Source organism: Micromonospora sp. DT231 (assembly GCF_049847025.1).
Lineage (GTDB): Bacteria > Actinomycetota > Actinomycetes > Mycobacteriales > Micromonosporaceae > Micromonospora.
Window position 1 is genome coordinate 143,941 of record NZ_JBNCNO010000016.1, and the last position, 20,235, is coordinate 164,175.

Consider the following 20,235-nt stretch of genomic DNA (forward strand, 5'->3'; position numbering starts at 1 on the left):
CTCCCTGCGGGGCCCTGCAGTCGGGGCTGCGCGGGGACAGCGTCATTTCAGCCCGGCAGTGCCGCTTTCACCACCAGCGAGGCGGCAGCGGGCGGGAGCGGAGCATTGATAACGAGGTCCTCCCCGCGGTCTTCGAGCGGGCCGAGCACCACGGCGACCTCGTAGCGATCGGGCTCGGCCCAGATCTCGGACCAGGTCAGGGATGGGCACAGCAGCTCTCGCGGACCGAGCTGCTGTTGGTGAGGTTTGCCGGGAGCGAGAACGAACCCATATCCGATCGCGTCGATGCTCTGGGCCCTGGTGTCGCCCGGATTGTTGACCATCGGCCCTCCGCCGACGATGACGCCGTCCTTCAGGTAGAGCACCTGAAGGAGTGTCGGCGGACTGGAGATCACCTGGACCGCCCGCGTGGCGACGAATGTCACGGTTACCGCGGGACCCGAGTGGCTATTCACCTTGGCTACCGAGGACACCTCTGCCGTGAGGATGCCCCCCGAAGTTGAACCGGGGTGGTCGTAGCGGTCGCCGCAGACGTACACCCCAGGCTCCTTCTCGGTGGTGGCGGTGGGCCCGGCGGAAGTCGACGGTCCGGGCGTGGCGCCCGTGCCGATCGGATCACCGCCCCCGACGATCCCGGCCGCGGCGACCGTCACCAGCGAGACCACCATGATCGACGCGGCGCCGGTGCTCGCCGCCAGCAGACCGCGCCGTCGCCGGATGCGTGCACGCAGGCGATCGGTGGCAAGCGACGGCGGAGCGGCCTGGTCTGCCAAGCTTGCCAGGCGCTCCCGCCACAGACGATCATCGGACGGCACAGTCGTCCTCCCTGGTGTCGTCATCCAGCAGCCCGGCCAGGCGACGTCTCCCGTCGTGCAGGTAGCGTTTCACCGTGCCGGCGGCGCAGCCGAGTTGTAGGGCGATTTCCGGAATGGGTAGATCAACGTGGTAGTAGAGGACCACACACGCCCGTTGTCGTGGGGTGAGGGCCAGGAGCGCCGCCCGTAGGTCGTGTCGGGCATCGACGGCAGGCGAGTCGTCCTCGATCCGGTCCGGTGCCACCGCAAACGGCATTACCCGCTGCCACACGCCGCGCCGGCGGACCCGGTCGAGGTAGAGGTTGAGTACGGCCTTGCGGACGTACTGCTCGGGGTTGTCAATCGCGTCGCGTCGCGGCCGGGTGAACGCCCGCACCAACGCGTCCTGCACCAGGTCTTCGGCGTCACTGCTGTTGCCGCACAGCAGGTAGGCGTAGCGCTTCAGCGCCGCGCCTCTGGTGCTGACGAGGTCCGTCAGCACCTGCTCCCAACCGGCCACAACGGGTCCCCTCGGTGTTGTCCTCAGTATCTTGGACGAACCAGAGGCCGCTCCGGTTGGGGCATCGCGTGACGGTTTACTCAACGGCGTACACGGAAGGGTTTCTCCGGCAGTGCGGCACCGGGCGGCGGCGTCGGTCACGAAGCCGCTGGTCATCGCCCGAGATGCGTGAAGGCGGCCCAGTTCAGCGGCGCGGCGTTGTCCGGGCGATCACACTGGGCGGCCAACTCGGCCGGCATGCCGTCGGGTGGCTGCCGGGCCGGATCCAGCATCCACAACTGGGCGCGGTGCAGGGCGTCGGCAGGATGGTGGCCCTCCTCGTACAGGAAGTGGTGTACGAGATACATCAGCAGGGACGTCCCCACGTCGGGCACCGACCAGAGCGACCCGAAGACCGTGTGGGCGCCGGCGGCGAGGAAGGCGGTGGCGAGGCTGAAGGCTTCGTCATAGTCGGCCCCCACCAGGTTCGTGGTGCAGGCGGCCAGGAACACGTGGCCGAGGTCGAGCGCGGCGAGTCGGGACACCTCCAGCAGGTGGCGCGCGGGTAGCTGACCTCCGGCGAGCACCAGGTAGGAGTCCGCGGGCCGTACCGGGTCGACGCACCCGTGGCAGGCCAGGTGCAACAGGGACGCCCCGCGCCCACCGACGGCTCTGATCCATTCGAGGACGCTGTCGGGGTGGGCGATCCGGTCCGGTCCCTCCTCGGGGCCGCCGAGGTACTGGCCGTCCTGGTGGAACCGCTCGTGGATCGCTCGCGCCTCGACGCCGGCGAAGGGCAGGTCGCCGAGCGGGTCCCCGACGACGAGTGTCGACTGGATCGGGCGTGGCGGCCGAGCCGCTGCCGTACAGAGCATGCGGGCCGACGGGCTGTAGGACAGGACGAGGTCGTGTACGGCGTACCGCCGGCCTGTTGGGGTGTTCTGGTATGCGGCGTGCCAGGGTACGAGCCCGAGGGCGCCCATCGGGATGAGCACCAGCCGCGGGGGCGCCGACTGGCGCGTTGACCGGGTCTCGGCGACGAGCCGGGCCATCGCCGCCCGCCACGCCCAGCGACAGAGATCATCCATTCGGGCCCCCACCGACGGCGGCATCGGCGCGCCGACCGGACCGGCGTCTCGTGGCCGGCTTTCCCGGGTGTCCGCTCCGCGTCCCGTCACGGCCGGACCCAGCGCCGCCTGGAGGAGCTTCTGCATCGGTGATCCGTCGCCGACCACGAGATCGGGCAGTTCGATCACCTCGATCGTCCCGGTCGCGGGGACGATGGCCGCGAACCCCGGCACCGGACGCGCGGCCGGCACCAGGTAGACGAGCGCGTCCAGGTCGAGCTCGGTAAGCGCGGCGCGGATCTCCGCGACGGGCACCTGGGCCAGCGGGCCCTGCGCACTCGTACCCGCGTTCTCCAGGGCACGCAGGACGCGCGGCCGTAGGTCGTCCGGCACCTCGCCGGCCGCGAAGAGCGCGCCGAGCGGGTCACCGGTGGTCTGATCGCGTCCCAGGCCCGCGGTCTGCCGCCACTCCTCAGCCAGGTCCGGCTGGCCGGCCTCCCGAAGCGAGTCGGCGATCGTGCGGGACGCGGTGGCGGCGTGCAGGACGAGACCCCGTCCGGCGTCCAGGGCGGTGACCAGGTCGTCGTCGGCCCGGTCCTGCAGGCACCACCGGACAACTGTCGTGGCGTCGGCGGCGGCCACTCGGGCGATGTCCATCGCGTGATCGGTGCCGGCCTGCAACAGGACCCGCCGGGCGTGGCCGTGCAGCGCGGCGAGTCCAAGGCGCCGGGTTCGGGCCCGATCCGGGTCGCCGGACCTGCGCAGCGCCTCGGCGTGGTCGCGGGTCAGATCGGTCCAGAGCACGTTCGCCGGGCCGCCGGACTCGGCCGTCGCCGCTTCGAAGTGCGAGACGGCGCGGCCTGCGGCCGCCCGGTCGCCAAGCCGGCTCGCCGCGCCGAGTTCGGCCTGGGCAGCGACGGCCAGACTCACGAAACGAGCGGTGTGTCCGGGCTCCAGCCGGTGCGCCAGGGCGGCGAGGTGGTCGGCCCACCTGCGCAGCAACGGCAGGTCCCCACGTCGTAGCGCCGCGGCTACCTGGGTTGCGCCGACAAGTACCGTCACGCCCAGTTCCCGATGCGTCAGCTGCCTGGCCGGCAGTGGCACGGGTGAGCGTGGCCGTACCTCTCCCCTTCCTGTTGCTACCGTCACCATGTCGTCAAGGACGCGCATGGTCAGTCGATACGACGTGTCGTTCTCGAACGAGGATCCGAGTCGACGTGCCAGCGCCCCGGCGTGTGCGATCGCCCTCCGCAGACCGACGACATCACCCTGGCGCGCCCGCTGGAACGCCACCATGGCGGCTGCCCACACCCGCCACTCAGCGGTGAACGGGTCCTGCGGCCGACCGTCAGCGACCCCGTCCGTCGTCAGGTTGCCGGCGGCGCGAGACCCGCGCAGATCTCCCAACTGGGACGCACGAGTTTGCAGGGCGAAGGAGAGCAGCGCCGGTATCCGGTCGCCGCTGACCTTGCTGAAGCTCTCGTCCCGCCCAGCCCGCAGCAACGCCTTCACGGCCGTGTTCGAGTCCCCCGTCGCGGAGCTGGCGTTGGCGGCCTGCTCCACTATCCCCTCGGCCATGTCGAGAAACCCCGCGAGGCGCGGCGGAGCGTCGGCGCCAAGCGCTCGACCCAGCGTGATCAGGTGGCGCAGTCTCGGCAGGTCGAGCGCGTCTTCTGCCTCGCTGAAGCGAGCGAAGTCCGCGTAGACCAGCACCGTGGCGAGGTGGACACGTGCGCGGGTCGTCGCGGACCCGAGGTTTTCCAGCACCTGGTCTGCTTCGTCGAGCGCGGCTGCCAGGTGGTCGAGGCTTGTCTGCGCTGCGGCTGCCTCCTGGGCGGCGTCGTACTCGAGCACTTCTGTGGCGAGGACCAGACGCGTGGTGTGCGCCGCCAGGACGTCGTCGTCGGTGTCCGCGGCGGCGAGGGCGTGTTCGACAGAGCGGGCGGCGGCGGCGAGGCTGGCCTGGCCGCGGGTGAGCTGCCAGTTCAGCCGGTGGGTCTCGGCGAGCTGCCGCCACCCGGGCGCCTGCTGCCCGATCGAGGGTAGGGCCTGCTCCAGCAGGGTGACGGCCTCCGCGAGACCGCTCGGGCCGCTGGCGTGTTCCGCACCGCTGCGCAGCAGCTCGGCGAGGGTGACCGCGACGGTCGGGTCGGCGTCGTCCTCGGCGACGGTTCGCCAGCTCCCGATCGCCTTGTCGAGGGCACCGGAATCCTCGCCGAGGTCCCACAGGACCTCGCATGCCATGGCCCGGCAGCGGTGCAGGCTGAGCCAGCCAGGCTGCCCGGGTCCGCTGGCGTCGATGCCACGGTCTGCCACGGTGGCGGCCAGCTCCACACTCCTGGGGTCCTCCCGCAGTCCGGCCATGTCCAGATGGGCCGCCGCCAGGTCGGCAGAGGCGGTGGCGTACCCCGGAGTGAGGTCCGGTGGCAGCTGCGCGAGGGCGGCCGAGAGGACGTCGATGCCGTGCTCCAGATCCTGCTCCCGCTCGCCGCCGTAGTCGTACCGGGCCAGGAGCGCCATGCCGCGAACCATCTGCACGTACGCGGCGAGATCGGTGGCCGTGGCGCTCACACGAATGGCCTCGATCGCGGCCACCACCTCGTCCGCGTCCGCCGCGGCGGCCTGGGGAGGGCGCCCGTCGTCCAGGCACCGCCCCAGGAACCGGTCCCAGGTCGCGTCGAGCAGGTCCACCGCCACGAGGTCACGCTCGGGATCATCGGCCGGCCAGCCCTGATAGGCGGCGGTCAGATGACCGATGGCCTGGTCGTGGTCGGTCGAACCCGCACCGAGGCGTGCCCGTTCGGCATGGGCCACGCCGAGCCCCGCGTGCCAGAGCACCGCCTGATCGTGGTGTGCTGCGCCGTCGATCGCCCGGTCGAGGTGCGCGATCGCGACGGTGAGGAGACCCTCGTCCGGCTCCGCCTCGTACCACTCCAGGTACGCCTGCCCGAGCATCCCGGTCAGTTCGGCGAGGTCCACGTCGGGCGGCGGGTCCGCGATGAGCGCGATCAGGTGGGCGACCCACTCGTCGAGGGGCACACTGTTCGTGCTGTCCACGGTGGTCACCCGCTCGCGCTCACCTTCTCGTCCCGGGCCGCCGGCACCCGTGTCACCACCGGCACCGCGAGGGTGACCCAGTCGCAGGCGCTGTCCGCGGTGCCCCCGGCGTCGCGGTGCACGGCGGCCAGACCCAGTCGACCCAGCAGGCCGGTCACGGCGAGCGGCGCCCGCGTACGGCCGGGCCAGGCCTCGTCGACCGCGGGCAACTCGAACGGTGACGAGCTGAATTCCTTCTCCGCGGCAAGCAACACCAGCCAGTCCTGGGTGGTGGCACCTTCTTCGACCGGCGTGCCGACCGGGAGCCGCAGCTCGACGGGCCGCCCGTACAGCGCCGCGCCGACGCGACCGGGCGCGACCTGGGCGCCGGGGAAGAGCCCGGCGTGGACGCGGTGTTTCTCCGTGATGTTCAACAGTACGTAGTACAGGGGGCGGTCACTGTCGTTGCGGAGGCGTACGAAGATCGTCGGCGGTACCCAGCGCCCGTGCTCCTGCCGGTACCGCAGGTGCACGGCGCCGTCCTTGCTCGGACGCAGCGCGGGTCTGTGCAAGGGTGCGGTGAGCTCGCCCGGGAACGCGTCGACAAGCTCCACGGATACCGCGTCGACAAGCGCGGAGAACGGATTCACCAGAGCTTTGACCCGACGAACTCGCGCCAGGTGTTCGAGTGCCGCCGCGACCCGACGGCCACCGTCACGCTGAACGTCGGTCATCTCGTCGCAGAGCGCGGCGCCCTCCCCGTCGCGGATCCGCACCCGGCCCGGCTCGCGGACGTCGATGACCAACTCCGGCGTCCGCGTCTCGTGACGGCGCGCCGTGCGCAGATGAGGAGACGGGCCGCCACCCGGCCCCAACGTCGCCAGCGCCGCCAGCACCTGATCCCCCGTTGGCGCGTGTTCGCCGTCGACACCGACACTGACCGCCGGGGTGGGCACCCGGCTGACGACGACCGGGTACTGGAGATCCTCGTCGGGCTCCCAGCCGAGCGGTCGGACGACGCTGCGCTCCGGGTGGACCCGCACCACGCGCGCCTCCCGCAACTCCGGGCCGGGTACGGCCACCCGGACGTCGTCGTTGTCGGGACCGACCGACAGCCCGTGGCAGGAGCCGGCATCGATCTCCCAGTCGCCCCGGGCACACCGCATCCGCATGCCGGTCGCCGACGGCGTGATCCGACCACCCAGGAACGGCTGGTCCGCGATGCCGGGAGTGACCGGCTGCAACTGGGGGACCTGCTGGAAGGCATGCCGTTCCACGTCGCACCGCGCGGCCGTCAACAACTCGCGGTAGGTCGCCGACGGGCCGAGCCGTCGCATGGCGCTCACCAGGGACCAACTGAACAGGCCGTGCTCTTCTCCGTCGGCCCACGTCTCGACGGCCGACTCAGCCGACGCGCAGGCGGCCAGCTCGACATGCTCGACCGGGGGCAGGGCGGCGAGGCGGCGTAGCTCCGGCAGCAGCGAATCGATCTTCGGGGCGGTCGTCAACGGCGGCACGGCCCGAATCGTGTCGCGGGTGACGCCGAACGAGTGACAACTGTCGGCCACGACGACCACGTGACACCCGGTCACGGCGATCCCGCTGAGCAACAGGGACAGTTCCTTGTCCCAGAGATCGGCCACGTCGCCGTGGCGGCTGTCGTGACAGAGCAGCGTCTGCATCGTCCCGCTCGGCTCCAGGTGCCACAGCCCGTCGGGGACCTTCGCCCGCGACCCGTGGCCGCTGAACCAGAACAGCGCGGTGTCGCCCGGCCCGGCCTGGCCCAGGTGGTCGCGTAGTCCGGTGATGACCGCGTCCCTGGTGGCCTGCTCGTTCTTCAGGACGCGGAGGTCCGGTCGCCCGTGGCCCCGGACACGGACGCGCAGGAACTCCTCCACCACTCGCACGTCGTTGCCGCACCCCTGCAGGGGCGAGGCGGCCAGATAGCGATCGATCCCGACCAACAGCGCGAACACCCGCCTGGTCATGTCGCGTTCCCCGTCGGAACGTGCAACCAACTGTGCTCGACGAACTGCTTCTCGGGCAGGTCGACGGTGACCTCGGTGAACGCGTCGGGCAACGGCGGCAACGCGGAGTGCCGGATGACGTCCCGGTACAGCACGTCGGGGAGCCCGAGGACGTAGTCGACGCCAGGGTTGTCCCGCAGCGCCGCGCGCAGTGGAGGGCTGTCGAGGATCCGGTGCACAGCTATCGCCGCGGCACCGACCCAGCCACTGTCGGCCGGCTTCATCAACCCCCGGTGCAGGGCGACGCGCAGCCGCACCCGCTCCGCCGGACCGAGACCGACATTCGTTCGGCGCAGGGCGTCGGCCAGGCCACCCACCAACCGCGGGATCACCGTGGACTCGTCGATGCCGACGGGCAGGACGGCGAACTGCCCGTCGCCCTGGGCCTGCACCGCCACCGCCGATTCGTCGAGACCGGCGGCACGACGCGCATCGGCGAGCGCTCGTACCAGCCAGGACTGGGTGCGCTCGGCCAGATGGTTCGGTCGCTGGCTGTAGCTCGCCACATCCGCTGCCATGCAGAGGCGCACGGCAGCGCTGCTCGCTTCGGCGTGTCCCGGTAGGGCCTCCTGGAACACCACGGCGTCCCGGAGGGTCGCCTGCCGTCGGATGGACCGGTCGCGCCAGGTCCCCAGTGTCTCGACACGCAGTCCGATGCGCCCGGACAGGACCGTCACCGACGCCGGCACCTCGACGAGCGCGTGCATGCCGTACGTCAGCGGAAGGAACATCCGCCCGGACGGGTCGGCGTAGGTCCAGCCGAATCGGTGCCGGTGCATGCCGAAGGACCAGGCCCGGGGGCGACCGGCTCGCGGGGCCATCCGCGCCAACCAACCCGGCCGGGCGACACCAGCCAGGACCGCACGGTCAGCCGCGACGGTGACCGGTCGGGGCGGGCCCTGACCGTAGGTCAGCCCGAGCGCCCCGCCGTCGCTGTCCAGCCGCACAGCGACCGCGTCCTCGGTGTCGAAAGCGATCTCGAAGCGGACCGACGTGTAGCGCCGGCCGTCCGCCAACTCGTCCAGGTCGAACGCGGCCAGGAGGCCGAAGTATCGACGTCCGGACACCTCGGCACGCAGCCGCAGCGGCTTCGGCAGATCCTCCCCCGCCACCGGAAAGAGCAGCGGACGACCGCAGGTGACCCCGGTGGGCCCGAACGACGAATCCGGTTCGTCGGGATCCCGGTTCTGGCTCGGTCGCAGTAACGAGCGAGCCAGGACGTCGGACGCCCGCAGCGGCTCGTCCTCGGGCAACGCCCAGTCGTCCCCGGTCATCTGTCCTCCAGCTCAGTTGGTCGATCACTATCCGGCGAGATCGGATCAGTAGTGGCGGATCAGCTGACTGACCGAGTCGTCCATGCCGCGCCTGTCACGCCGGCGTTACGACCGATATCCCGGTCACCGTTCCGCGCCCGTTACGACCGAGCACGTCCATACCAATTGGCGAGGAGCCCGATCATTACCGACCGACCGCGCGGCCAAACAGGTGTGTCAGCCAGCCGACAGGCGAAGCATTCGGTCGGGTGGGCGATCCCTCGCCCTTTCGTACACATCTTCATAATCCCCCGGGTCGCCGGCGGAAATCCCGTACTAATCCGGGATCGCGCGGCCGGGCAGGTGCGAGAGTCGGACGCGTCGGCGTACGCGAGGGGGAGCCAGTGCGAGCACGAGCGTCAACGGGCCCACCACGATCGTTGGTCGGTGCCGCGACCGTCCACCATCGAGCCGTTGCAGGCCGCGGCCCGGTGCCCCAGACTTGGCGGATCATCAGGGGTGTCGGCGGGCCGGGCGAGGTGGCGGTGGACGGTGTCGTACGACGCTCGGACGCGCCACCCGCGCGAGGATTCCTCGCCCGACTGCCGAGCGCCATCCGCGAGGAGCTACTCGGCCGCGGCCACGCCTGCCGCTACGAGCCGGGCGACCTCCTGCTCCTCGAGGGTGGCACCGACACGTACGTGATCTTCCTGATCAGTGGGTTCGTGAAGGTGACGAACAACGTGGAGGGCGTGGAGGCGTTGGTCGCCATTCGCGGCGCGGGCGACATCGTCGGGGAGTCGGCGGCCCTCGCCGATCTGCCCCGCATGGCCAGCGTCACCGCCTGCGGCGTGGTGACCGGGTGCCTGGTCACCGCCGAGGCCTTCCGCCACGTCCTCAACCGGCATCCCGAGGCCGCCCGGCTGGTCACCACGACCGTGGCCGAGCGACTGCGCTGGGCCAACCAGCGCCGCGCCGACTTCGTCGCCTACCCGGTGGAGATGCGGGTGGCCCGGGTCCTGGCCGAGATCGCCCGCACGCACGGACGGCAGGTTGACGACGGCACCGTGGTCATCGACGTGCCGTTGAGTCAGCCGGAGTTGGCGACAATGGTCGGCGCGGCGGAGGCTACCGTCCACAAGGCGTTGCGAGCGCTGCGAAAGGCCGAACTGATCCGCTCCGGTTATCGCCGCATTGCGATTCTGGATCCGGCTGCCCTGCGGCGGATGGCCAACGAGCCTCCCGACCGGATCTCGTAGCCGAACGTTCGCCCGGGTCGCATGATCGGTGCTGGACCGACCCCACTTTCGATATCCGTTCGGTCGAGCCTTCGACACCTTTGGTCGACGCGACGACCGCTGCACCGCGGCAACCATTCATAACGTCACATTGAGCACCACGAACCTATCCCTATTCATGCCTCCTCCATGCCGCACATCCCAGTACCGTGCACGGGATCGGCCGGGAAGAGAACGTCGCCACTGACCGATCCTCCGGATCCGCATGGCGGTCACCTCCCCTACTCGTCACGTGGACCGGAGACAATGACTGATCTGAGCGGCCTGCACAGGCAGATTCACCGCACCCACGAGCTGGTCGCCTCCCTGGGGCAGGCCATCGGCCAGGTCGACACCCGGGTCGGCGTCCTCGGGCAGAAACAGGAGGCCGCCCGGAGCGATCTCCTCCAGCTCCGGGCGGATTTCGCGGAGTTCGTGGAGCAAGCCCACCGAGACGCACGTGTCAGCGACGCCAACCTGAAGATCCTCAAGCTCAAGGGCGAGCTGGAGCACCAGTTCGGTCACCACGACGTGGTTCGTCGCACAGCGGTGGGCATGCTGCAGGCGTTCGACCTCGGGCTGGTGCGCGAGGAGACGGTCCGTGCCATCGGTGAACAGCTGATGGTGCAAACCCCTCGGTACTGGCTCGCCCCGGTGCTGGTGGCGCTCGCGGCGTGGTCGGGAGACGACCCGGACCGGTGCGTCCGAGCGGTGGAGGAGGCGTACCGGCGGTCGCCGGGCCACACGTCGCTGTTCCTGACGTTGGTGCTTCGACGGCAGGGGCGACGATCCAGCGCCGTGCGATGGCTGGAGCACTACCTTGAGGCGCAGGACCCGGCGGCACTCCACCGCGAGTTCGCGGTCGTTCTGGAGGCGGTCGCCCAGGGCGCCTTCGGCCCCGGTGGCCTGGAGGTCGTCCGGGGCCGGGTCGACGGCTGGCACCGCCTCCTGCTGGACGACGAGGCCGTGACGCTCGCCCAGGTCAACCGCTGGCGTCGGGAGATGGAGACACACGTCCAGCCCGACGCGGTCGCGAACGACTTCCCACGCCTGGCCCAGGCCTCGCCGGAATGGCCCCAGTTGCACCGCGCCCTGTCCTGCGCCGAGGCACACCAGTCGATCGTCGACAGCTACCGCGAGCTGATGAACGCGGACGCGCCGCCGAGCAGCGGCATCGAGGATGCCATCGACGACATCCTCGATCAGTTGGTCGAGGAGTACGACTTCGAGGAACTGCCGCTACGCCGGGAACTCGTGGCCAACGAGGCGATCGTCGCGGCCCGCGGCAGCCTTACCGAGGCGCGGGCGGTTGAGCGTGAGTCCACCGCCCTGAACGACACACGGGACTACCTCACCATCCAGACGGAGTCGGCCCTCAATCCCGACGAAATCGGCGTGTCGACGCAGACCCAGCGGCTGGCGGTGGCCTTCTGCCATGACTGGATGAGCACGTCCCACGCGGCGTTCACCCGCGACTACCGCGTCGGGCTGCCCGGCGTGGTCTCGGTGACCTTCGACCTCACCGACAACCTCGGCGTGCCCGGGCTGCGGCTACCGCGGTGGACCGGCTCCTTCGATCGGCCGGTGAAGGTCCTGGAGCAGTCCCTGAGCGCGCACTGGAACCGACACACCGAGCGGTTCCTGAGTGGCCTCACGTTCGAGTGGCACAAGCGTGTCGTCGCGCCGGCGGTGGTGCTCCTCCTCGTCCTGCTGGTCGTGTCCGTCGTCGGCGTTCTGTGGTTGGGCATCCTCGTGACGCTCGGAGCTGGCGTGATCTGGGGCCTGGTTCTCAAGTCGCAGGCCGACGACGCGGCCGAGGAGCAGCGGAAGGCCCGCGAGCGCGTGGCGCGGGCCACGAAGAGGTCGCTGGTGGAGCTGCGAGCCGCCGGTGCGGAGCTGAGCGACTGGACGAGTCGGTTCAGCGCGGCGGACGCCAAGGAGGCGGACGTGAAAACCCTCATCGCCGATCTCGCCACGATCGGCGCCCCGAGCAGCCCGTACGAGCGGCGTGTGGTCGGCCGCCTTGAGGAGGCATGACATGACAGCTCAGGATCCAACGACCGATGCCGCGTCCGACGCGCCGGAGGAGGCCGGGGCGCAAAGCGTCCCGTGGGCGCGTCAGCCGAACCCGGCGAGGCGCCGAACGACGAGTCGCGCCCGACAGATCGTCGAGACGCTTCCCGACTGGGAGCCGATGCCGCCGGGTGTGGCCGTCCGCCGGCCCCGGCAGGACTGACGCGTGGCAGTCACCGGCAGCGGCTACCAGGCCTGGGTAACGTTCCTGGACCGGTGGCGAGCCGGCCAGGCAGACGATGCGCGAGAGCTTCCGCTCCTCGCCGAGCAGGACTATCCGGCCGACAGTTGGTCTCGGCTGATCCGACGGATGACGGAGGTGTTGGCGTCCCGTCTGCGCGCCTGGGCCGACGGGCTCCTCCGTGCCATGGCCGAGGCCAGGGACGAGTTCGAGGTGGCACGTGCGCTGACGCAGTCCCGGCAGGGCCTCGCCGTCATTCGGGCGGTCGCGGCTCATCCAGGTCTGCCACCACAGCTGTCGCGCCAACTCCTCGACGCGGTGAACGAAGCGATCAGCGCTGCCCAGCAGGCGCTGCTGGACAACATCGAATCGGCCCGCCGTGCCGGCGTGGACGACCGGATCGTCCAGGCCCGGCTCCGCACCCTTCGCGACAACCCGATCACCGTGCACACCGCAACGGCTCCGCGGCGCACCGACGCCTGGTCGTGCGACCCGTCCCGGCCACCGCGCCGGCAGATCCTCATCGATCCCCCGCCTCTGCGTCCCGAGGAGTAGCGTGTCCCATTACGACGAGGCCCGCCGGGATCTCGACAGTTACATCGCCGCCCGGGTCCCGCTCATCGGCATCCGCAGCGCCGAGCAGTCGCGCGCGACCCGCCTCCTGCGGGAAGCCGCCGCAGCCCCGCGCAGAGCCAGCTTTCCCTTCTGGATCTACACCCGGGCCACCGGCCTGCGGGACCTGCGGACCAACAGCCCGGTCCAGGAGGACCGGTCGCTTGTCGCCGCCATGGAATTCGCCGCGGCCCAGGTGACCCGGCGGGCGCAGGCCACGATCGTGTTCGTCGAGCCGGACGACCTCAGCGGGGACTCTCCCGTCACCCGGCACATCGCGGAGCTGGCTCGCCTCGCGGACACCCAGTCCGGCAGCATTGTGCTGATCACGGACACGCCGATCTGGAGCGGTCTGCAACGCCTCGGGATGAGCATCTCGCTCGATCCGCCAAATGCCGCCGAGATGTACGGCATCGTCGTCGAGTTCCTCAAGGAACAGCAGGGCGCCGTCACCATCGACTGGGCCGAGGCGGAAGCCCGGCGCGCCGCCGAGTTCCTCGTTGGAGTGCCGGAGGGTACCGCCATCAACATCCTGGCGACCATGGCCGCCGCGGGGCGGCTACGGCGAGAGGACGTGGACCGCCTCGCCGAGATCAAGGACAAGCACTTCTCGGATCTCGCGGGCCTCGAACGCGTCCCGCTCGGCCAGAACGATCACAAGATCGGTGGACTGAGCTCCCTGCGCACCTGGTTGGACCGCCGTCACCAACTCATGCTCGCCGACCTGCGTGGCGCCGGGCTGCGTCCCCCCAGGGGGGTGCTCCTGGTCGGCGTACCCGGATGTGGCAAGTCGCTGTCCGCCAAGGCGGTGGCGGCCCAGTGGCGGTTGCCTCTCTACCGCCTCGACTTCGCCGCCATCCTCGGCATGTACGTGGGGCAGTCCGAGGCTCGGCTGCGCGAGGCGCTTGACCTGGCCGACCGGACGGCCCCCTGCGTCCTCTGGATCGACGAGATCGAGAAGGGGCTGGCCGGGCAGCACGACTCGACAGGTGTCGGCCGCCGCCTGGTGGGGCAGTTCCTGTTCTGGCTACAGGAGTCGCCCTCCCGTGTGTTCGTCGTGGCCACCTCGAACGACATCCGGTCGCTACCGCCGGAGCTGCTGCGCAAGGGGCGATTCGACGAGCTCTTCTTCGTCGACCTCCCCGACGACGCGGATCGGGCCGAGATCATCCAGCTCTATCACCGTCGGTACGTCCACGAGGAGGTTCCCCCGGACCTGCTGGAGAGGTTGGTGGCCCTCTCCGACGGATTCGCCGGCTCCGACATCGAGTCCGCACTCGTCGAGGTCGGGTACGAGGTGATGCTGCTGGAGGGCAAGGGCACTGTCCGGGCGGACTTCGTCGTCGACACCTTCGTCAACACCAATCCGCTCAGCCGCACGCACCCGGAGGAGATCGCGGAGATCCGAGCCTGGGGCCGCGACCGGGCGGTGCCCGCCGGCGCGGCCGGAACTCCCGGCACGTCCGGTCCTGGCGCCCGCCGTCGAGTGATCGTTCCTGGCGACGCGTAACTCGGAGGATGAGATGAGCAGCGACAACCAGCCCGACCGTGGGGCGATCTGGAACGTCCGTGACCTCGTCGGGGACCTGGCCGACGAGGTGCCTCCGGCGCCTGCTCCGCGGACGTCGGCTCGTCAGCTTCCGGCGACCGGCGACTCCTCCTCCGCCCGCCCCCGCGACGTCGGCGAGGACTCCGCTGGGCGCCCGGTCGACATCGCCGCCGAGGTGCCCGCCGCGAGGGCAGCCGACCCGCCGTGGCGGGGCGAGCTGCTCGGCGCCGAGGTGATGCCCGCGAACCCGAGCGGGACCTCGATGCGGACCCTGACCGTGTGGGCGGGGATCGCACTTGTGGCGGTGCTCGTGGTGGCCGTCGCGGTGGCCGTGGGGCAGGACGGTGACGCCCAGCCAGGATCGTCTTCCGTCGGTGCGGTCCCGACCGAGCCCCGGGAAACTTTCGTCGACGGGGAGCCGGGCGGTCCCGTCCCTTCGGAGGAGCCGATCCCCTCCGCCACGACGATCCTGGATCCGGAGGACGAGGCCCTGTCGGCACTGCACGAGCTGAACGGTCAGGACCTGCCCACGGTGTCGCTCGAAGGCCGGTACGCGGCACAGCTCGCGTCGAAGACAGTGGGCATCGTGGATCCGAACCAGGTCGCGGAGAACGGTTCACACACCTTCTACGCACAGGACATCCTGGCCGAGCACAACCGACTGCGGCAGATGTTCACCGGCGAGGCCCGGCTGGTCCTGCTGCTCAGCACGGACTACGGACGACAGCAGATACTCGGTGGCCAACCCCTCTGGGTCACGTTCGCGCTCGTGCCGGACTCCTCGAAGGAGGGTGTCGCGACCTGGTGCGCCGCGCAGTTCCCGGCACTCAGCGCGGAGGGCCTGGAGAATCAGTGCGTGCCGCGCCGGCTGAACCCGCTCGGCGCATCGGCTGGCTGACTCCGACCGGGCCGAGAGGTGTGTGCGGGTAGGGTCCCAATCATGACGATTCCCCACCTTGCGGCAGCCGACGGCACCACCCTGCCGGCGATCGGGCTCGGCACGTACCGGCTGAACGGCTCGGCGGGCGTCGACGCGATAGGCCGGGCGATCCGGGCGGGCTACCGGTTGATCGACTCGGCGGTCAACTACGAGAACGAGGGTGCCGTCGGTCGGGCCGCCCGGTCGGCCGGTGACGTGCGGGACGAGCTGGTCGTCACCTCGAAGCTGCCGGGGCGGCACCACAGCTACGACGAGGCGTTGACCACCATCGAGGAGAGCGTCTTCCGCACCGGCCTCGACCGGGTCGACCTCTACCTGATCCACTGGCCGAACCCCAGTGTCGACAGGTACGTGCAGGCGTGGCGGGCGCTGATCGAGGCGCGCGAGCGCGGCCTGGTCCGGCACATCGGTCTCTCCAACTTCCTGCCGGAGCACATCGACCGGCTGGTGGCCGAGACCGGGGTGCCGCCGGTGGTCAACCAGATCGAGGTGCACCCGTACTTCCCGCAGCAGGAGGCGCTCGACTACCACCGCGAGCACGGCATCCTCGTGCAGGGCTGGAGCCCGCTCGGCCACGGCAACGACCTACAGAAGCACCCGGTCATCGGGGAGATCGCGGACGCCCACGGCGTCAGCCCGGCGCAGACGATCCTCGCCTGGCACGTGGCCCGCCAGGTGATCCCGCTGCCCAAGGCCGCCTCCCCGCAGCGGCAGGTGGAAAACCTGGACGTCTTCGGCATCACGCTCACCGACGCGCAGGTCGAGGCCATCACCGCGCTGGGCCGCCCGGACGGGCGTCTCGCGGACCAGGACCCGGCGGTGTACGAGGAGTTCTGACCGACCCCACCCCGCCGCCGGTCGGTGGGCTGGCCGCTGCGAGGTGCGTCGCCCGGGCCGGGAGCGGCCCGGGCGACGCGACACCGGTTAGACCAGCCCGCCGAGGGCCGGGTCACTGATGCTGTCCTTGCCGTTCTCCACATGACCCGCGCAGCGGTACGCGAAGTCGGCGTCACCGGCGACGTGGACCGTCAGGTCGTACCAGCCGTGCGTGCGGGCGAGCGCCCACGTGGCGCGCTCGGTCGCGCCGGGGCGCAGCGACAGCGTCACCGGACGGGCGTGGTACCCGTCCCGGACGGTCAACTCGACCCGCTTCGACCCGCGGTTGGTGAGCGTGAGGGTGAGCTTGTCGTCGCGCTCGTGGTACTCGGGGGTGACGTCGAGGTGGGAGCGACCGTCGGTGAACCGGCGAAAGAACCCGTTCGGCCCGTGCACCGACAGGTCGTACCCGGAGGTGACCGGCCAGGTGTCCGTGAGGTGCTTGCCCGGCTCGACGGTGTAGGTGCGCGGGGCGTCCACGCTGTCGGCCTGACGGACCTGGAAGACCGCGGCGACCCCGCCGGCGTTGCGGAAGTCGATCCGGAGCGCGCGGCCGTCGACCCGGGCGTCGGCGTGCAGGGTGTACGGGATCGCGCGTGCCGGGCGTACCCCGTGCTCCTGCTTCGGTAGCCGCTGGTCGGCCGGCGGGACCGGCACCTCGTCGGGGTGCCGGACCAGATCCTCGGGCTTGAAGTCGTCGGTGTCGGGCAACCTGACCTCGCGCGAGCGGTTCGGGTGCCGGAAGTCGAAGGCCGTGGTCAGGTCGCCGACGACGGCGCGCCGCCACGGGGTGATGTTCTGCTCGATCAGGTCCGGGCGGCCGTGCCCGAACCGCGCCTCCAGGAACTTGATCAGTGAGGTGTGGTCGAAGACCTGCGAGTTCACGTAGCCGCCACGCGTCCACGGCGAGACGATGACCATGGGTACCCGGATGCCGAGGCCGTACGGCCCGGCCGGGTGGTCGGCGTCGCCGGGGAAGATCTCGTTCGTGGTCGGCACCGTCGACTGCCCGTGTTCGCGGGTCTGCGGGGGCGTCGGCGGGACCACGTGGTCGAAGAAGCCGCCCTCCTCGTCGTACGTGATGAAGAGCGCCATCTTGCTCCACACCTCGGGGTTCGCCGCGAGGATGTCGACGACCTGGGAGATGTACCAGGCGCCGAACGCCGGCCCCCAGTTCGGGTGCTCGGTGTACGCCTCGGGCGCGGTGATCCAGGAGACCTCGGGCAGGCGTCCCGCCTCGACGTCGGCGCGGAAGTCGGCGAGCAGCGCCTCCGGGTCGCGGCCCTGGGTCCTGATCTCCGTGCCGGTCTTCGCCTTCTCGGCGAGCGGTGTTCCGGGCTGCGCGTTCTGGTACGTGTGGAAGTAGAGCAGCGAGTTGTCGCCGTAGTTGCCGATGTACGGGTCGTTCGTCCAGCCCCAGGAGCCGGCGGCGGTGAGGCCGGTGCCGACGTCCTGGTAGATCTTCCAGGAGATGCCGTTGCGCTCCAGCCGCTCCGGGTAGGTCGACCAGTCGTAGCCGGCCTCCGCGTTGGTGATGACCGGGCCGCCGCCCCTGCCGTCGTTGCCGACCCAGCCGCTCCACATGTGGTAGCGGTTCGGGTCGGTCGGGCCCATGAGAGAGCAGTGGTAGCTGTCGCAGACGGTGAAGGCGTCGGCGAGCGCGTAGTGGTACGGCAGGTCCTGGCGGGTGTGGTAGGTCATCGCCGTGACGCCCTTGTTCGGTACCCACTTGTCGAACCGGCCGTCGTTCCAGGCGGCGTGGCCGTCGTTCCAGCCGTGCGGCGGGTCCGGCAGGAAGGTCTGGCCGAGGTCCTTCACCTCGGGGCGGAACGGCAGCAGCTCGTCGTCGCCGTTGGGCTGGTGCCACACGTCCCTACCGGACGGCAGTGTCGCCGGATGGGGGTCACCGAAGCCGCGTACGCCGCGCAGGGTGCCGAAGTAGTGGTCGAAGGACCGGTTCTCCTGCATGAGGATGATGACGTGCTCGACGTCCCTGATCGAGCCGGTCCGGTTGTTCGCCGGGATGGCGAGCGCCTTGCTGAGGTCCAGCGGGAGCGCCGCGCCGATCGCGGGAACGCCCATCGCCTTGAGGAAGGTACGTCGATCCACCGTGCCCATAACTCCGCCTTTGTGCGATCTCGTCGAGAAACTGGCGACCGGAGGTTATCGACGATGCGTTGACGGCAGATGGCCGTAGTTAGTCGGTTTTGCGACCGTTCGACGACCGGCTCCGCGCCGCGCTCGGGCTCATCCCGTGCACCCGTTTGAAGGCCGCGCTGAAGCCGAAGGCGTCCGCGTACCCGAGGTGTCGCGCCACGGCGGCGACCGTCGCCGTGGATTCGGCGAGCATGTCGGCCGCCAGGGTCATGCGCCAGTCGGTCAGGTAGGTCAGCGGCGGTTCGCCGACCAACGCGGTGAACCGGGTGGCCAGTGTGGACCGGGAGACTCCCGCCTGCGCGGCGAGGCTGGCCAGGCTCCACGGCCGGCCCGGCGCGTCGTGCATGGCGCGCAGCACCGGACCGACCGTGTCGTCGCTCAACGCCCGGTACCAGCCGGGAGCCTCGGCCTCCGGCTGGTCGAACCAGTCCCGCAGCGTGCACACCAACAACCAGTCCAGGAGACGGTCCAGCACGACCTGCCGGCCGGGCCGACCCGCGTCGAGCTGCGCGTCCAGGTAGTCGCGTAGCGGGGCACAGTCCTGCTCGTCCGGGACGACGAGCACCGGCGGCAGCGCGCCCAGCAGTCGTTGGGGCACCAGACCCCGGACGTGGTAGACCCCGACCAGCAGCACCAGGCGGTCGGTGCGATCCGTGCCGGACGTGCCGGTGTGGCCGCGCCGAACGTCGCGGAGTTCCCCGGGCGCGAAGCTCGACCGTGGCTCGGCGGAGAAGACGAACGGCGCCGGGCCGCGTACGGTCGCGGCCTCCCCGACCCGGACCAGGCGGGGCTTGTCGCTCTCGGGGTGCGAGATCCACCCCTCGCCGCGCATGGGGACACAGAGCGTCAGTGGGGCGCCGTCGGTGAACCGCAGCGCACCCGGCGGGGTCAGCACCGACCGGCCGAAGGCCGCACCCTCGGCGTGCACGCCCCGCAGCAGACTGTCGAACGGGTCCATGACATCGACGATAGATCGCCGACGACGGGGCCCGGACGATCGGACATGCGCGGCGTACGACAGCACATGTACGGTGCGCGACCGGCCGCGTTGACTGTGGTCATGACGACAGACGCGGGTTCGATCCTCGTGCTGGCCGGGACCGGTAAGACCGGTCGTCGGCTGGTGCGGACGCTGCGAGCGGCGGGTCAGCAGGTCCGGGCCGCCTCCCGCTCCGGTGAGGTGCGGTTCGACTGGTCGCGGCAGACCACCTGGGGACCGGCCCTGGCGGGGGCCTCGGCGGTCTACCTGTTGGCCCCGGAGGACCCCGCGCTGGCCGCCGGCTTCGTGGCGCAGGCGGTCGACTCGGGGGTCGGCCGTTTCGTGGCGCTGTCCGGGCGTGGCATCGACCGGGTCGGTGACTTCTCCCCGGGCATGGTCGCCGCGGAGGAGGCGGTGCGGAAGTCCGGCGTCCAGTGGACGATCATCCGGCCGAACAACTTCAGTCAGAACTTCAGCGAGGACCTGTTTCGCCAACCGCTGCTCGACGGTCGGCTGGCCCTGCCGATGGGCGACACCCCGGAACCGTTCGTCGACGCCCAGGACATCGCCGACGTGGCCGCGACGCTGCTGACGTCACCCGGGCACCACGAACAGGTGTACGACCTGTCCGGTCCGCGGGCGCTCACCTTCGCCGAGGCGGTGGCGACGATCGCCGCGGCGTCCGGGCGTTCGATGCGCTACGTGGAGCTCACGGCGGAGCAGTACCAGGCCGAGCTGCTCGCCGAGGGTTATCCGGAGGAGGCCGCCACGGCGTTGAACACCCTGTTCGCCGGGATGCGGGCGGGACATCTCGCCGAGCCGACCGACGGGGTGCGGCGGGTCCTCGGACGGGACCCCCTCGACTTCGACAGCTACGCCGCTCGGGCCGCGGCGGCCGGCGCGTGGTCGTAGCTC

The 20,235-nt window shown here is 70.8% G+C and carries 15 protein-coding genes; 8 read left to right on the plus strand and 7 right to left on the minus strand.

The window, feature by feature from the left end; translation table 11 throughout:
- Positions 1 to 47 precede the first annotated feature (47 nt).
- The 5 genes from ACPXBU_RS30595 to ACPXBU_RS30615 form a co-directional block, all read right to left on the minus strand.
- Positions 48 to 815, minus strand: coding sequence for a hypothetical protein (locus ACPXBU_RS30595; protein WP_425760857.1), 768 nt, complete (start codon positions 813 to 815; stop codon positions 48 to 50).
- Complete coding sequence (locus ACPXBU_RS30600) at positions 802 to 1,314, minus strand: SigE family RNA polymerase sigma factor (protein WP_425760858.1); 513 nt, start codon at positions 1,312 to 1,314, stop codon at positions 802 to 804. Before ACPXBU_RS30600 ends, ACPXBU_RS30595 begins: the two co-directional genes overlap by 14 nt.
- Before the next feature lie 152 nt (positions 1,315 to 1,466).
- Positions 1,467 to 5,426 carry a CHAT domain-containing protein gene (locus ACPXBU_RS30605; protein ID WP_425760859.1) on the minus strand — a complete coding sequence of 1,320 codons (3,960 nt, stop codon included), beginning with the start codon at positions 5,424 to 5,426 and terminating at the stop codon, positions 1,467 to 1,469.
- Complete coding sequence (locus tag ACPXBU_RS30610; protein WP_425760860.1) at positions 5,423 to 7,384, minus strand: caspase family protein; 1,962 nt, start codon at positions 7,382 to 7,384, stop codon at positions 5,423 to 5,425. The genes ACPXBU_RS30605 and ACPXBU_RS30610 overlap by 4 nt, the downstream gene beginning before the upstream one ends.
- Positions 7,381 to 8,697, minus strand: coding sequence for a hypothetical protein (locus ACPXBU_RS30615; RefSeq protein WP_425760861.1), 1,317 nt, complete (start codon positions 8,695 to 8,697; stop codon positions 7,381 to 7,383). The genes ACPXBU_RS30610 and ACPXBU_RS30615 overlap by 4 nt, the downstream gene beginning before the upstream one ends.
- 470 nt (positions 8,698 to 9,167) lie before the next feature.
- On the opposite strand from ACPXBU_RS30615, the gene ACPXBU_RS30620 reads away from it, so the two are divergent.
- From ACPXBU_RS30620 to ACPXBU_RS30650, 7 genes are all read left to right on the plus strand, one after another.
- On the plus strand, positions 9,168 to 9,935 hold the full coding sequence (locus ACPXBU_RS30620) for a Crp/Fnr family transcriptional regulator (protein WP_425760862.1): 768 nt from the start codon (positions 9,168 to 9,170) through the stop codon (positions 9,933 to 9,935).
- Positions 9,936 to 10,220: 285 nt separating this feature from the next.
- Positions 10,221 to 11,990 carry a hypothetical protein gene (locus tag ACPXBU_RS30625; protein WP_425760863.1) on the plus strand — a complete coding sequence of 590 codons (1,770 nt, stop codon included), beginning with the start codon at positions 10,221 to 10,223 and terminating at the stop codon, positions 11,988 to 11,990.
- Position 11,991: 1 nt separating this feature from the next.
- A complete protein-coding gene (locus ACPXBU_RS30630) occupies positions 11,992 to 12,189 on the plus strand; it encodes a hypothetical protein (RefSeq protein ID WP_393371710.1) in 198 nt (65 codons plus the stop codon).
- Between the two features lie 3 nt (positions 12,190 to 12,192).
- The gene (locus ACPXBU_RS30635) at positions 12,193 to 12,762 is read left to right on the plus strand and encodes a hypothetical protein (RefSeq protein WP_393371713.1); all 570 of its coding nucleotides are present in this window, start codon (positions 12,193 to 12,195) and stop codon (positions 12,760 to 12,762) included.
- Between the two features lies 1 nt (position 12,763).
- The gene (locus tag ACPXBU_RS30640) at positions 12,764 to 14,329 is read left to right on the plus strand and encodes an AAA family ATPase (RefSeq protein WP_393371716.1); all 1,566 of its coding nucleotides are present in this window, start codon (positions 12,764 to 12,766) and stop codon (positions 14,327 to 14,329) included.
- Positions 14,330 to 14,342: 13 nt separating this feature from the next.
- Positions 14,343 to 15,266, plus strand: a complete 924-nt coding sequence (locus ACPXBU_RS30645; RefSeq protein ID WP_425760864.1) for a hypothetical protein — start codon at positions 14,343 to 14,345, stop codon at positions 15,264 to 15,266.
- A gap of 42 nt (positions 15,267 to 15,308) precedes the next feature.
- Positions 15,309 to 16,145 (plus strand): aldo/keto reductase, encoded by an 837-nt coding sequence (locus ACPXBU_RS30650; RefSeq protein WP_425760865.1) that lies wholly within the window; start codon positions 15,309 to 15,311, stop codon positions 16,143 to 16,145.
- Positions 16,146 to 16,232: 87 nt separating this feature from the next.
- Here ACPXBU_RS30650 and ACPXBU_RS30655 read toward each other — a convergent pair whose 3' ends face one another.
- The gene (locus ACPXBU_RS30655; RefSeq protein ID WP_425760866.1) at positions 16,233 to 18,302 is read right to left on the minus strand and encodes a phosphocholine-specific phospholipase C; all 2,070 of its coding nucleotides are present in this window, start codon (positions 18,300 to 18,302) and stop codon (positions 16,233 to 16,235) included.
- 79 nt (positions 18,303 to 18,381) lie between these two features.
- Positions 18,382 to 19,299 (minus strand): AraC family transcriptional regulator, encoded by a 918-nt coding sequence (locus ACPXBU_RS30660; RefSeq protein WP_393371727.1) that lies wholly within the window; start codon positions 19,297 to 19,299, stop codon positions 18,382 to 18,384.
- Positions 19,300 to 19,401: 102 nt separating this feature from the next.
- On the opposite strand from ACPXBU_RS30660, the gene ACPXBU_RS30665 reads away from it, so the two are divergent.
- Positions 19,402 to 20,232, plus strand: a complete 831-nt coding sequence (locus ACPXBU_RS30665) for an NAD(P)H-binding protein (protein WP_425760867.1) — start codon at positions 19,402 to 19,404, stop codon at positions 20,230 to 20,232.
- Positions 20,233 to 20,235: the final 3 nt, after the last annotated feature.

Excerpts from the sequence above, each read along its gene's own strand:
- ACPXBU_RS30610 (WP_425760860.1), bottom strand. The coding sequence starts at position 7,384 with ATGACCAGGCGGGTGTTCGCGCTGTTGGTCGGGATCGATCGCTATCTG.
- ACPXBU_RS30615 (WP_425760861.1), bottom strand. The coding sequence starts at position 8,697 with ATGACCGGGGACGACTGGGCGTTGCCCGAGGACGAGCCGCTGCGGGCG.
- ACPXBU_RS30625 (WP_425760863.1), top strand. The coding sequence starts at position 10,221 with ATGACTGATCTGAGCGGCCTGCACAGGCAGATTCACCGCACCCACGAG.
- ACPXBU_RS30630 (WP_393371710.1), top strand. The coding sequence starts at position 11,992 with ATGACAGCTCAGGATCCAACGACCGATGCCGCGTCCGACGCGCCGGAG.
- ACPXBU_RS30645 (WP_425760864.1), top strand. The coding sequence starts at position 14,343 with ATGAGCAGCGACAACCAGCCCGACCGTGGGGCGATCTGGAACGTCCGT.
- ACPXBU_RS30650 (WP_425760865.1), top strand. The coding sequence starts at position 15,309 with ATGACGATTCCCCACCTTGCGGCAGCCGACGGCACCACCCTGCCGGCG.
- ACPXBU_RS30655 (WP_425760866.1), bottom strand. The coding sequence starts at position 18,302 with ATGGGCACGGTGGATCGACGTACCTTCCTCAAGGCGATGGGCGTTCCC.
- ACPXBU_RS30660 (WP_393371727.1), bottom strand. The coding sequence starts at position 19,299 with ATGGACCCGTTCGACAGTCTGCTGCGGGGCGTGCACGCCGAGGGTGCG.
- ACPXBU_RS30665 (WP_425760867.1), top strand. The coding sequence starts at position 19,402 with ATGACGACAGACGCGGGTTCGATCCTCGTGCTGGCCGGGACCGGTAAG.